The following is a 13,097-nucleotide window of genomic DNA, read 5'->3' as shown; positions in this document are numbered from 1 at the left end:
ATCGACTAATCAATCCATTGCCAGGCACTTATCCTTCTCCCATCGAGGCTCAACGCCCATGACTTGGAGGCCCCCATGAACAGCATCGTCGCCGCACCACCGCGCGCCATCGTCCATCGCACCACCGGCAGCAGCCACGGGCCGATCACCCGGCTCATGAGCCCCGGCGACCTGGGCCAGCTCTGCAAGCCCTTCGTATTTCTCGATCTCTTCGGGTTCAAGGCCGACGCCATGCAGAGGGGGTTCGGCATGCACCCTCATTCCGGGATCGCCACGCTGACCTACATGATCGAAGGCCAGGTGATCTACGAAGACACCACGGGCCAGTCCGGCACGCTGCCTAGCGGCGGCATGGAGTGGATGCAAGCCGGCAACGGCGTATGGCACACCGCCCGGCCGGTCGATGGCACGCCGATCCAAGGTTTCCAACTCTGGGTGGCGCTGCCGGCGGCAGAAGAAAATGCCCCGGCCCACAGCCTCTACCTGGCGCCCGCCGAGATCCCCCGGGAAGGACCGGCGCGGGTATTGCTCGGCCACTACGGCGCAGCCCGCAGCCGCGTCTCCTCCCCGGCGGACATGAATTACCTCGCCGTGCAGTTGCAGGACAACGAGCGCTGGCGCTACACGCCACCGGCCGGGCACACCGTCGCCTGGCTGGCGGTCAACGGCGGCAGCCTCGACGCTGGCGGCAACGTCAATACCGGAGAAATGGTGGTATTCGAAGAGTCCGCCGCGGCCATCGACATCGTTGCCCGGGGCGCGACGTCCTTCGTGCTGGGCTCAGCAGTCAAGCATCCCCACGACCTGGTGATGGGCTATTACTCCGTGCACACCAGCCAGGCCGCCCTGGAAAAGGGTGAGAAAGAAATCCAGCGCATCGGCGCCCAGTTGCAACAAGAGGGTCGGTTGGCCTGACCGCCCCTCGACTCAATCCCTGTTCATACCCGCTCCCTTAGAGGTGAATCATGACTGACATCGGTCTCGATCTTCTGTTGTCCCGTACTCAAGTCGGCAAGCTGTCGCTGAAAAACCGCATGGTCATGGCGCCGATGACCCGCAGCCGCGCAGGAGCAGGCGATGCAGCCACGCCCCTGATGGCCGAGTACTACAGCCAACGCGCCAGCGCCGGCCTGATCATCAGCGAAGGCTCCCAGGTGTCGGCCCAGGGCAAGGGTTACCTGCGTACGCCAGGGATCTTCACCCGCGAACAAATCGCTGGCTGGAAACAAGTGACCGACGCAGTGCATGCCCAGGGCGGTCAGATCTTCCTGCAGCTCTGGCACGTAGGCCGTCTTTCTCATCCGCTGGTGCAGGTCAACGGCGCCCAGCCCGTGGCCCCTTCGGCGATCAAGGCCGACGGGGAGATCTACACGCCCGAAGGCCTCAAGCCCTACGAACTGCCACGGGCATTGGAGCTCGATGAAATGCCAGGCGTGGTCGCCGACTTTCGCCAGGCTGCGGCCAACGCGAAACTGGCCGGGTTCGACGGCGTGGAGATTCATGGCGCCAATGGCTACCTGATCGACCAGTTCCTGCGCGACGGCACCAACCAACGTACCGATGCCTACGGCGGCTCGATCGAAAACCGCGCGCGTTTGCTCAAGGAAGTGGTCGAGTCGGTGATCGAAGTCTTCGGTGCCAGCCGAGTCGGCGTTCGCCTGTCGCCGATCTTCAGTTATTTCTCGATGAGCGACAGCAACCCGCAGGCGACTTTCGACTACACGGCCCGGATGCTCAGCCGCTATGGCCTGGCTTACCTGCACATCGTGGAACTGGGCGAAGGCCCGTTCGACTTCCTGGAACTCAAGCGCCGCTTCGGCGGGCCCTACATTGCCAACGGCGGCTACAGCGCCGAACGTGCAGCCGCGGCCATCAGCCGTGGTGAAGCAGACCTGGTAGCGTTCGGCACGCCGTTTCTGGCGAACCCGGACCTGGTGGAACGTTTCAAACGGGGCCAAGCGCTGAACACCCCTGACGCGTCGACGTTCTACCAGGGCGACGAACGTGGTTATACCGATTATCCAACCCTGACTAAAGCCTAAGCAGGCCAGCAGGCTTAACGCCCGAGACCTGTGGGAGCGAGCCTGCTCGCGAAAGCGATGTGTCAGTCACCCTCCATACCGACTGCCCCCGCGCCATCGCGAGCAAGCCTTGCTCCCACAGCTCCTGCTCAAACAAATCTGATGGGTGTACCCCCGCAAGAGCCAGGCCGGCTGTCAGGCCGCCATCGCGAGCAGGCTCGCTCCCACACGTTTTTGCATGGGCACCCCCTAGCGGGGTCAGATGCTCTCAGGCACATCGATCTGCAGCGGCACCACCCGCTTCGGCGCCGGTCCGGGTGGCGAGGCTGTCGCGGCCTCGACCAGGGCGTCGACGGCCTGCTCCGCCAGCGCCACGACCGGATGCGACAGCACGGCCTGAACCAGCCCCGCCTTCAACGCGTCACGCGTCAGAGGCGTCAGGTCATGACACACCACGATGGGCAAGCGAAGCTGTTGCTCCTTGAAGCCCCGCAATGCCCGCAACCCCCCCGCAATGCCGCCTCCGGCCACGTAAAGCCCGACAAGATCAGGTTCCGCCGTGAGCAAGTCCAACGTGTTGCCATAGGCGAATTCATCGTCCTCCAGCGTCAGGCGCGAGGCGAGCAGTTCCCATTCACCGGAGTGATCCGCCAGATAACTGCGAAAGCTCAGCTCACACAACTCCTGGCACTGGAAACGCTGGCTGCTGAGCATGACGGCCACCGGCCCGGGTTGGCCGGCAAGGCGGCTGACGAACCAGCCCGCCGTGCGCCCGGTCAGGCGATTGTCCAGGCCTGCGTAACCGGTACCGGCGGCGCTGGACAGCTCCGACAGCAGCGCCACCACCGCAACACCGGTCTCGCGCAATTGCGCAACCGCCTCCCGGACCCGGGGATGATCCACCGCCACCACGCCCAGGCCGTCCACTTGGTCGCGCAAGGCCAGGATGCGTTGCGCCACGACGACCGGGTCGAGATCGTCCAGATAACCGATGACCACGCGAATCCGCGCGCGGGTGCAGGTCGCGGCGGCGTTCGACAACGCGTGGGCGAGCCCTTGGTAAAAAGGCACGCCGCTTTTCTGCAACAGGAAGCCAAGCCGCAAGGTCGGGCGGTCGTTGAGCACCCGCTGCTCGATAACGCCCTTGGCATGGAACCCCAACCGCGCGGCCGCCGCAGCGATGCGCTGGGCGGTGTCGGCGCGCACGTCGGCACGCAGGTTCAGCACCCGGTCGACGGTGGACAGGCTGACTCCGGCTTCTCGAGCGACATCGGCCATCGTGGGACGCAGTTTACGACGTGGTTTTTCTGACATGTCTTGACACCTCTTCGAGGCATCATGAGGGGTTTTGACAGATTAAGCCATCACCCCATGGCCCCCTCTGCGGCAACCCAATAGCATCAGGCCAAGCACATAAAAACAAACACAGCCGGAGTGCCCCATGACGATCCACATTTGCACCGCGCCTTGCTGCTGGGGCGTCGACGACGTCAAGAACCCTTTCCTGCCTCCGTGGCGCCGAGTGCTTGGCGAAGCGGCCGAGGCCGGCTACCGCGGCATCGAGCTGGGGCCGTACGGTTACCTGCCGTTAGACGTCGGAACCGTCAGCCCAGCCTTGTCCGAACTTGATCTGCATGTGGTCGCCGGGACGATCTTCGACGACCTGGTAAGCCCCGCCAACCTGCCTGAACTGCTGCGCCAGACCCACGACATCTGCACGCTGCTCAAACAACTGCCGCCCATGGAACGGCAAGCCGGGCAGCGTCATGCCGGGCCCTATCTGGTGATCATCGACTGGGGCCACGAGGAACGTGACTACGCAGCCGGCCACTCCGACCGCGCCCCGCGCCTGGACGATGCACGCTGGAACACCATGATGACGCACATCCGCGCCATCGCCGACCTCGCCTGGCACACCTACGGCATCCGCGCCGTCATCCATCCTCACGCCGGTGGCTACATCGAGTTCGCCGATGAATTGGCGCGCCGGATGGACGAGATTCCCGATGAAGTCGCCGGGCTGTGCCTGGACACCGGGCACCTCTACTACGCCGGCATGGACCCGGTCGCCTCGTTGCGCACCTACGCCCATCGCCTGGACTACCTGCACTTCAAGGACATCGACCCGGTGGTTTTCGACCAGGTGCTGAACGAACACATCCGTTTCTTCGCCGCTTGCGCCCGGGGCGTGATGTGCCCCATCGGGCGTGGCGTCATCGATTACCCGGGGTTGCACAGCCTCGTGCATGAACTGGGTTACGTGGGCTGCATCACCGTCGAACAGGAACGCGACCCACGCAACGCCGCCACCAGCCTCGACGACGTGGCCGCCAGCCGCGCCTACCTGGCCCACATCGGTTTCTGATCGCACAAGGACAACGTCATGATCAACGGCAGCAAAACCCTTACGCGTCCCATCCGCTGGGCCATGGTCGGTGGCGGTGAACACAGCCAGATCGGCTACATCCACCGCTCGGCCGCCCTGCGCGACCGGAATTTCGAATTGGTCGCCGCGGCGCTGGATATCGATCCCGCCCGCGGCCAGGCCTTTGGCGAGCAACTGGGTATCGACCCTGCGCGCTGCTATCCGGACTACCTCAGCCTGTTCGAGCTGGAGGCACAACGTCCCGATGGGATCGAGGCGGTGTCGATCGCCACGCCCAACGGCACCCACTACGCCATCACCCGCGCCGCTCTGGAAGCCGGGCTGCATGTAGTCTGCGAAAAGCCGCTGTGCTTTACCCTCGAACAGGCCGAGGCACTGCGCACCCTGGCGCAATCCAAGGGGCGCATCGTTGGCTTGACCTACGGCTACGCCGGGCACCAGTTGATCGAACAGGCCCGGGAGATGATCGCGGCGCAGGCACTGGGCGAGATCCGCATGGTGCACATGCAGTTTGCCCATGGTTTTCACAGTGCGCCGGTGGAGGCGCAGAACCAGGCCACCCAGTGGCGCGTCGACCCGCGCCAGGCCGGGCCCAGCTACGTGCTGGGGGATGTCGGCACCCACCCGTTGTACCTGGCCAAAGTGATGCTGCCCGACCTCAAGATCAAACGCTTGATGTGCAGCCGGCAAAGCTTCGTCGCCAGCCGCGCCCCGTTGGAGGACAACGCCTACACCTTGATGGAATACGAAGGCGGCGCCATGGGCATGGTCTGGTCCAGCGCGGTGAATGCCGGTTCCATGCATGGGCAGAAAATCCGCGTGATCGGCTCCCGTGCCAGCCTTGAATGGTGGGACGAACGGCCCAACCAACTGAGCTTCGAGATCCAGGGCCAACCCGTGCAGATCCTGGAACGCGGCATGGGCTACCTGCACCCCGACGCGCTGCAGGACGACCGCATCGGTGGCGGCCATCCCGAAGGGTTGTTCGAAGCCTGGTCCAATCTCTATCGCCGCTTCGCCTTGGCCATGGATGCGGCCAACCATGGCGACAGCGCGACGCTGGCCGCCCTGCGCTACCCCGACATCAACGCCGGCGTGGAAGGCGTACGCTGGGTCGAACGCTGCGTTGAATCAGCCAACCGGGATTCAACCTGGGTCGCCTATTGACCCCTGTGGCGAGGGGATTTATCCCCGCTGGGGCGCGAAGCGGCCCCCGACATTCCATTCTGATACACCGCAGTAGCAGATCCATTTGGGACCGTTTCGCGGTCCAGCGGGGATAAATCCCCTCGCCACAGCAAGCTCCCTCGCCACGGTAATGAGCGTTTCCTAAGGAGAACAACAATGAAAATCGCCCTCGACCCCTACATGCACCGCCATCTGAGCCTGCCGGACCTGTGCCGCAAGACCGCCGAGCTCGGCTACGAATACCTGGAGCTGTCACCACGGGAAGACTTCCTGCCCTGGTGGGTACGCCCCCGCGCCCACAAGGAGCGCATCGCCGAGTTCAAGAAAGCCCTGCGCGACCATAACCTGCAACTGGCCTCGCTGTTACCGATGTATCGTTGGGCCAGCCCCCATGAAGACGAACGCCGGGCAGCGGTGAATTACTGGAAGGAAGCCATCCAGGTCGCCGTGGAGATGGGCTGCACGACCATGAATTCAGAGTTCGGTCGCGGGCCTTCACCGGATCGCGGGCATAAAGTCAGCTGCTGCGGTGGCGTGCACAGCCATGAGTCCAGCGAAGCGGCCTGGTGGCGCTCGATGGAGGAACTGGTGCCGATCCTGGAAAGCGAGGGCGTCACGCTGAACGTCGAACCGCATCCGGAAGACTGGTGCGAAACCCTGCACCCGGCCCTCGACATGCTCAAGACCATCGGCTCGGACAACGTCAAGTTCCTTTACTGCACGCCGCACACCTTCTACTTCGGCGATGACATGAAGGCCATGATCGCCGAGGCCGGGTCGATGATCGCCCATGTCCACATCGCCGATACCTACAACCACAAGGCCTCCTCCGGCCTGCGCTACATCGTCAACCCACCTGGCGCCAAAGTCACCGTCCACCAACACATGGACATGCACCAGGGCGAGATCGACTGGGACCTGTTCTTCAGCGAACTGGCCAAGACCGGCTTCGACGGCATCGTCACCGCCTGCGTGTTCGGCTGGGAAGAACGGGCGGATGACTCCGGGCGCTTCATGCGCAAGGAAATCCAGGCCTACATCGACAAGTACTTCAGGTAGACGGGTTCATTCCAACAACCCGACCAGCCGCGGCTCGATCGCCTGTTCACTCACCTCAAGCAGCGCCAGCGTCACCGGTAACTTGAACCGTCGCCGGCCGGCGCTGCCAGGGTTGAGATAAAGCCGCTCGCCACGCCATTCGATCAGCGGTTTATGGGAATGGCCGGTGATCACCAGCCTCACGCCCGGGTCGAGTGCTGCCGGCACATCCGCGAGGTCATGGACCAATAGGACCTGCCACCCCCCCAGGTCGAATTGCAGGCAATCGGCAAGGTGCCCTGCCCACTCGGCCTCCAGGTCGTTGTTTCCGCGCACCACGTGCAGCTCGCCGATGGCAGCCAGGGCGTTGAGGATTTCCGGGCTGCCGATATCGCCGGCATGAATGATCCGCTCACAGCCTTGCAGCGCGGCAAGCGCTTCGGGGCGCAGCAGGCCGTGGGTATCGGAAATGACGCCAACTTTCATGAAACCTTTCTCCCCAATCGTGTGTCGCCGGTTATACCTGCCTCGTCGCAGCTAGCTAACGTGCTGAAATCGAATAAGATAGGCTTCGCATCAATAGTGCGCAGACCCGTCGTAAAAGGAAATGTTGATGCTCGGACGCAAACGGCCAGAGCCAAAGATCGAAAGCTCTGATGAAGCCTTTTCCCCCCAAGCAGTCCGGGCCGGAGCGGCATTGCGCCTGACCGTGAGCTTCATGCTGGTAGTCATCATCGCCTTCCTGGCCGTCGAAGGCTGGCGGACCTGGCGCGACTACCGCGCCGCTTTTGCGTCTGCCCGGGATTCGGTGACGAACCTGGCACGGGCGACGGCCCAGCACGCCGAAGATACCATTCGACAAGTGGATGTGGTCACCGCTGCCCTCGCCGAACGCGTGGAGGGCGACGGCCTGCAGAACCTGGACGTGCCGCGCATCCATAAGCTATTGGTGCAGCAGGCCGCGATCATGCCGCAACTGCACGGGTTGTTTATCTATGGCCCGGACGGTCAGTGGCTGGTAACGGACAAGGAAAACATTCCGGAGCCGGCGAACAACGCCGACCGCGACTACTTCCAGTATCACCGTACTCACGAGGACCGAAGCGTGCGCATCGGCACAGTGATCAAGAGCCGATCCACCAACGACCTGATCATCCCTGTCTCCCGGCGCTTGAACAATCCCGACGGCTCATTCGCCGGTGTGCTGCTCGGAACGGTCAAGGTCAGCTATTTCGTCGATTACTACGGTGACTTCAAGATCGATGACAAAGGGGCGCTGGTCCTGGCGACACGCAGCGGAACGATTCTGGTGCGCCGTCCTTTCGTCGCCTCGGTGATTGGCAAGAGCCTGGTCAATAGCGTGATCTTCAGGAACTACTTGCCCACGTCGAATCAGGGCGTCGCGGAGGCCAGGGCCGTCGTCGACGATACCGAGCGGCTGTATGGCTATCGCGCCTTGACCACCTATCCGCTGGTGGTGGAAGCCGGCTTGTCCCGCGAATCGATCATCGCGCCCTGGCGCCGCGACTTGCTCAAGACCGGTCTGGTGCTGATTTTCCTGATCGCGGTACTGGTGGGCTTCGGGCTAATCGTATTGAGCCAACTGCGCTACCGCATGACCATGGAGAAGCAGATTCGCAGCGCCCACCAGGCCATGCGCGACATGGCGCTGACCGACAGCCTGACCGGGCTGGGCAACCGCAGGCGACTGGACATCGCCCTGGCCGATGAACTACGCCTGGCCAGGCGCCAGGGTTCGTCCCTGGCCCTGATCATGCTCGACGTCGATTACTTCAAACGTTTCAACGACCGGTACGGCCATGCCGCCGGCGATGATTGCCTGCGGGCAATTGCCGCCGCGATCGGGCAGACCATCAAAAGGCCGGCCGACCTGGCGGTCCGCTATGGCGGTGAAGAGTTCACCGTGTTGCTGCCAAACACCGACAGCGCCGGTGCCGCCAAGGTCGCCCAGCAAATCCTCGAAGCCGTCAGGGCCTTGAACATTGAACACGGCGATCATCCGTTGGGCCTGGTGACTGTCAGCGCGGGCGTCACCACCAGCCAGCCGAGCGGCGAGGACGTCACCCCGGCCATGCTGATCAAGGCTGCCGACGCCTTCTTGTACCTGGCCAAGAACACCGGGCGAAACCGCTGGTGCAGCGCCGGCTCGACGCCGGAGTGAGCCCCGCGGGAGCGCCGCGCATCGGTCAGGATCGCGCAAACCCAAGGCCACAGGTGCCGACCAGGCGCCTGGCGGCTACAATGCTCGCTTCGTCCGTGACCAGCCTGATAAAAAATACATGTCCTTGCCCAAACATCATCTGGAATTGCTCAGCCCCGCCCGCGACGTGACCATCGCCCGCGAGGCCATCCTGCATGGCGCCGATGCCGTGTACATCGGTGGCCCGAGTTTCGGCGCGCGTCATAACGCCTGCAACGAGGTGGGCGATATCGCCCGGCTGGTGGAGTTCGCCCATCGCTACCACGCCCGGGTGTTCACCACGATCAATACCATCCTGCACGACAATGAACTGGAGCCGGCCCGCCAGCTGATCCACCAACTGTACGACGCCGGCGTCGACGCACTGATCGTCCAGGACCTGGGGGTGATGGAGCTGGATATCCCGCCCATCGAGCTGCACGCCAGCACCCAGACCGACATCCGCACCCTGGCGCGGGCCAAGTTCCTCGACCAGGCCGGTTTCTCGCAACTGGTCCTGGCCCGTGAGCTGAACCTGCAGGAAATCCGTGCCATCGCCGACGAAACCGAAGCGACCATCGAGTTCTTCATCCACGGTGCGCTGTGCGTGGCCTTTTCCGGCCAATGCAACATCTCCCACGCCCAGAACGGCCGCAGCGCCAACCGTGGCGACTGCTCCCAGGCCTGTCGCCTGCCCTACACCCTCAAGGATGACCAGGGTCGCGTGGTCGCCTATGAAAAACACCTGCTGTCGATGAAAGACAACAACCAGAGCGCCAATATCCGCGCCCTGGTCGAAGCCGGCGTGCGTTCGTTCAAGATCGAAGGGCGCTACAAGGACATGGGCTATGTGAAGAACATCACCGCCTATTACCGCCAGCGCCTGGACGATGTCCTCGAAGACCGCCCGGACCTGGCCCGCGCGTCCAGCGGCCGTACCGCGCACTTCTTCGTCCCCGATCCGGACAAGACCTTCCACCGTGGCAGCACCGACTATTTCGTCAGCGAGCGCAAGATCGACATCGGCGCCTTCGATTCGCCAACGTTCACTGGCGTGCCGGTGGGCGTGGTGGAGAAAGTCGGCAAGCGCGACCTGCAAGTGGTGACCTTCGATCCGCTGTCCAACGGCGATGGGCTCAACGTGCTGGTCAAGCGCGAAGTCGTCGGTTTCCGCGCGAACATCGCCGAACCCAAGGGTGAATTCGAAGAGGACGGCCAGAAGCGTTACCGCTACCGCGTCGAACCCAACGAGATGCCGGCGGGCATGTACCAGTTGCGCCCCAACCACCCGTTGAGCCGCAACCTGGATCACAACTGGCAGCAAGCCTTGCTCAAGGCCTCCTCCGAGCGCCGGGTCGGCCTGGCCTGGGTTGCGCGCCTGAGTGAAGCGCGCCTGGAACTGACCGCCACCAGCGAAGAAGGCATCAGCGCCAGCGTCACCCTGGACGGGCCGTTCGGCCTGGCCAACAAGCCGGAGCAAGCCCTGGAACAATTGCACGACCTGCTTGGTCAGCTGGGCACCACCGAGTACCACGCCACCGCAATCGAGCTGGATGCGCCCCAGGCGTTCTTCATCCCCAACTCGCAGCTCAAGGCGTTGCGCCGTGAAGCCATCGAAGCCCTCACCGCCGCCCGCATCGAGGCCCACCCACGCGGTGGCCGCAAGGCCGAGACCAGCCCGCCGCCGGTGTACCCGGAATCGCACCTGTCGTTCCTGGCCAACGTCTACAACCAGAAGGCCCGAGATTTCTATCACCGCCACGGGGTCAAGCTGATCGATGCGGCCTTCGAGGCCCACGAGGAAACCGGTGAAGTGCCGGTGATGATCACCAAGCACTGCCTGCGCTTCTCGTTCAACCTCTGCCCCAAGCAGGCCAAGGGCGTCACCGGCGTGCGCACCAAGGTCGCGCCAATGCAACTGATCCACGGTGATGAAGTGCTGACGCTGAAGTTCGACTGCAAACCCTGCGAAATGCACGTGGTCGGCAAGATCAAGGGGCACATCCTTGACCTGCCATTGCCCGGTAGCACGGCGCAGCCCGTGGTCGGCTACATCAGCCCTGAAGACCTGCTCAAGACGATCCCCCGCGCACCGCATTAAGCATGAGCAATGTGGGAGCTTGCTCCCACATTGGGCTGAGGGTGTTCACTACACTTATGAACAGATCCCTTGTGGGAGCGAGCCTGCTCGCGATAGCGGTGGGCCAGCTTGTAGAGAGACTGACCGGACCACCGTCATCGCGAGCAGGCTCGCTCCCACAGGTCCAACATTCAACTCAGACCAGATGGGTGCCAGCTCTCCCACACTGTTTTTCATTTCTGCGCCGTTTTTGCCTCACTGTGCGACAGATTCCCCCGCAAGACTCCCCTACCCCGCACTCGCCTGTTAGGTTGTAAATGTTTGTGTCACAAATCAGACACTTAACCCCTACAGCCTGCAAAGGAATGCCCAGCAATGGACTTCTCGCTCAAACACCTGGCCATGGCCACCCTGATGCTGTCCAGCCTCGCATCGATGACCACGCCGGCCTTCGCCAACATCACCGCCCAACAAAGCGCGGCCATCGTCAAAACCTTCTCTGACACCTCAGTCACGGATTTCCGGCAGTTCCTGGCAAGCGTGGCCAAGAGCGACCTGGCCAAGACCGCCAACCTCGGCCCGGCCATCGACGCCTTCGTCGCTAACAAAACCCTTTCGGCTGAACAGCAGAACGAAATCCATCGCCTGCTGGGCCTCTATGCCCGAGTGAAGTACGGCAACGCAGCCACCGAGACGCTGAAGGAACTGGTCGCCATCCCGACCTTTCGCAAGGACGGCCTAGCCCAGCACGAGAACCCGGAATTCCTCAAGATCGCCGCCAAGATCAAAAGCCTGGCCGAGTCTTTCAACCTGAACTTCCGCAACATCGACAACCGCGTCTATGAGATTTCCCTCGACGGCAGCGGCGACGAAGTCGTGGGCATTCACGCCCATGCCGACGTGGTGCCGGTGACGCCGGAAAACTGGGTGCTCAAGGACGGCACCCGTCTCGATCCGTTCAAGGTCACCCTGGTGGGCGACCGCATGTATGGCCGCGGCACCGAGGATGACAAGAACGGTATCGTCGTGGCGCTCTACGCCATGAAAATCATCAAGGAAGAGAAACTGCCGCTGGCGCGCAATTTCAAGCTGCTGGTCGACACCACCGAGGAAACCACTGGCGACGCGATCCCCTATTACTTCGAACGCAACCCGACGCCCAGCTACAACCTGGCGCTGGATGGCGGCTACCCCGTGATCATTGCCGAGAAAGGCTACGGTACCGTCATGGCGAACTTCACCCGGCGTGCCGCACAGGGCAAGGGAGCAGAAATTACCGCGCTGACGGGCGGTCTGGCGACCAATCAGATTCCGTCGACCTCCGTTGCCACCTTCGCCAGCGACAAGCCCGCCGAACTGGCCGCCAGCCTGCTCAAAGCCGCGACCGACTATGCCAAGCGTAACGGTGGCAACTTCGAAGTGAGCACCCAGGTCGTCGGCAAGGACGTCAAGCTGACCTTCACCGGCGTTTCCGCGCACTCCTCCGAACCCGAATCCGGCGTCAACCCGGTGGCGAGGATGCTGGACTTCATCAACAGCCTCGACGGCAAGGTCGCACTCAAGCACAACCACATCACCGACGCCGCTCGCTACGCCGCCGACAACTGGGGCCTGGACTACCTGGGTAGCAAACTGGGGATTGGCTTTTCCGATGCCTTCATGGGCCCGCTGACCGCGTCCCTGACCTACGTTGGCATGGATGAAAAAACCTTCAAGCTGGCGGTCAACCTGCGAGTGCCAGTCGGCAAGACCCCCGAGGCCCTCAAGACTGAAATTGCCGACAAGCTGGCCGCCTGGAGCAAGAAGTCCCACGTTGCGGTGGCCTTCGACTGTTCCGTTGACGCGCCGATGTACCGCAACCCCGAGGGTGAATGGGTCAAGGCCCTGTTGGCCGTCGCCACTGAGAATCTCGGCATGGAACACAAATACGGCACCTCCGCTGGCGCCACATCGGTCCACGACTTGCCCAACGGCGTGCAGTTCGGCCTGGCCATGCCCGACGTCAAGTACACCGGCCACAACGACAACGAGTTCAAGACGGTCGAGCAGTTCCTGTTGGACTTGCAGATCGTGACTGAGATGATGGGACGGATCGGGCAGTTGCCGAAGCTCTGATCGGCCCAGCACGGGACCGTTATCAAGGTCTGTTGGTTTTCATTGTGGCGAGGGGATTTATCCCCGTTG

Annotated in this window: 10 protein-coding genes; 8 read left to right on the top strand and 2 right to left on the bottom strand. The window is 63.0% G+C overall.

Annotated features, from left to right (window positions below):
* Positions 1-75 precede the first annotated feature (75 nt).
* Both PBDP_RS13590 and PBDP_RS13585 read left to right on the top strand, forming a co-directional pair.
* Positions 76-915, top strand: a complete 840-nt coding sequence (locus tag PBDP_RS13590; RefSeq protein ID WP_109756104.1) for a pirin family protein — start codon at positions 76-78, stop codon at positions 913-915.
* A gap of 50 nt (positions 916-965) precedes the next feature.
* Entirely contained in the window at positions 966-2,042 is a 1,077-nt protein-coding gene (locus PBDP_RS13585; RefSeq protein WP_109756105.1) for an alkene reductase, read from the top strand.
* Between the two features lie 237 nt (positions 2,043-2,279).
* Here the strand turns inward: PBDP_RS13585 and PBDP_RS13580 are convergent, their stop codons facing one another.
* Positions 2,280-3,335, bottom strand: a complete 1,056-nt coding sequence (locus tag PBDP_RS13580) for a LacI family DNA-binding transcriptional regulator (protein WP_212802390.1) — start codon at positions 3,333-3,335, stop codon at positions 2,280-2,282.
* A 127-nt stretch (positions 3,336-3,462) separates the two neighbouring features.
* Between PBDP_RS13580 and PBDP_RS13575 the strand changes: the two genes are divergently transcribed.
* The 3 genes from PBDP_RS13575 to PBDP_RS13565 all read left to right on the top strand — a co-directional run bounded on the left by PBDP_RS13575 (position 3,463) and on the right by PBDP_RS13565 (position 6,654).
* The gene (locus PBDP_RS13575; protein ID WP_212802389.1) at positions 3,463-4,386 is read left to right on the top strand and encodes a TIM barrel protein; all 924 of its coding nucleotides are present in this window, start codon (positions 3,463-3,465) and stop codon (positions 4,384-4,386) included.
* An 18-nt stretch (positions 4,387-4,404) separates the two neighbouring features.
* Positions 4,405-5,574 carry a Gfo/Idh/MocA family protein gene (locus tag PBDP_RS13570; protein WP_212802388.1) on the top strand — a complete coding sequence of 390 codons (1,170 nt, stop codon included), beginning with the start codon at positions 4,405-4,407 and terminating at the stop codon, positions 5,572-5,574.
* Between the two features lie 177 nt (positions 5,575-5,751).
* Positions 5,752-6,654, top strand: a complete 903-nt coding sequence (locus tag PBDP_RS13565; RefSeq protein WP_116832281.1) for a sugar phosphate isomerase/epimerase family protein — start codon at positions 5,752-5,754, stop codon at positions 6,652-6,654.
* A gap of 6 nt (positions 6,655-6,660) precedes the next feature.
* Here PBDP_RS13565 and PBDP_RS13560 read toward each other — a convergent pair whose 3' ends face one another.
* Positions 6,661-7,119: a metallophosphoesterase family protein gene (locus tag PBDP_RS13560; protein WP_212802387.1), complete on the bottom strand. Its 459-nt coding sequence runs from the start codon at positions 7,117-7,119 to the stop codon at positions 6,661-6,663.
* Between the two features lie 127 nt (positions 7,120-7,246).
* Between PBDP_RS13560 and PBDP_RS13555 the strand changes: the two genes are divergently transcribed.
* The 3 genes from PBDP_RS13555 (at position 7,247) to PBDP_RS13545 (ending at position 13,028) form a co-directional block, all read left to right on the top strand.
* Entirely contained in the window at positions 7,247-8,815 is a 1,569-nt protein-coding gene (locus PBDP_RS13555; RefSeq protein WP_109756111.1) for a sensor domain-containing diguanylate cyclase, read from the top strand.
* A 118-nt stretch (positions 8,816-8,933) separates the two neighbouring features.
* Positions 8,934-10,934, top strand: a complete 2,001-nt coding sequence (locus tag PBDP_RS13550) for a peptidase U32 family protein (RefSeq protein WP_212802386.1) — start codon at positions 8,934-8,936, stop codon at positions 10,932-10,934.
* Positions 10,935-11,288: 354 nt separating this feature from the next.
* A complete protein-coding gene (locus tag PBDP_RS13545) occupies positions 11,289-13,028 on the top strand; it encodes a dipeptidase (protein WP_116832279.1) in 1,740 nt (579 codons plus the stop codon).
* Positions 13,029-13,097: the final 69 nt, after the last annotated feature.

The sequence above is a fragment of the Pseudomonas sp. St290 genome (genome assembly GCF_018325805.1).
Lineage (GTDB): Bacteria > Pseudomonadota > Gammaproteobacteria > Pseudomonadales > Pseudomonadaceae > Aquipseudomonas > Aquipseudomonas bijieensis.
The sequence above is the reverse complement of the archived record's forward strand: the minus strand, read 5'-3'. Positions and strand labels throughout refer to the sequence as shown.

Coding starts and splice junctions, on each gene's coding strand:
- PBDP_RS13590 (WP_109756104.1), top strand. CDS start 76: ATGAACAGCATCGTCGCCGCACCACCGCGCGCCATCGTCCATCGCACC.
- PBDP_RS13585 (WP_109756105.1), top strand. CDS start 966: ATGACTGACATCGGTCTCGATCTTCTGTTGTCCCGTACTCAAGTCGGC.
- PBDP_RS13580 (WP_212802390.1), bottom strand. CDS start 3,335: ATGTCAGAAAAACCACGTCGTAAACTGCGTCCCACGATGGCCGATGTC.
- PBDP_RS13575 (WP_212802389.1), top strand. CDS start 3,463: ATGACGATCCACATTTGCACCGCGCCTTGCTGCTGGGGCGTCGACGAC.
- PBDP_RS13570 (WP_212802388.1), top strand. CDS start 4,405: ATGATCAACGGCAGCAAAACCCTTACGCGTCCCATCCGCTGGGCCATG.
- PBDP_RS13565 (WP_116832281.1), top strand. CDS start 5,752: ATGAAAATCGCCCTCGACCCCTACATGCACCGCCATCTGAGCCTGCCG.
- PBDP_RS13560 (WP_212802387.1), bottom strand. CDS start 7,119: ATGAAAGTTGGCGTCATTTCCGATACCCACGGCCTGCTGCGCCCCGAA.
- PBDP_RS13555 (WP_109756111.1), top strand. CDS start 7,247: ATGCTCGGACGCAAACGGCCAGAGCCAAAGATCGAAAGCTCTGATGAA.
- PBDP_RS13550 (WP_212802386.1), top strand. CDS start 8,934: ATGTCCTTGCCCAAACATCATCTGGAATTGCTCAGCCCCGCCCGCGAC.
- PBDP_RS13545 (WP_116832279.1), top strand. CDS start 11,289: ATGGACTTCTCGCTCAAACACCTGGCCATGGCCACCCTGATGCTGTCC.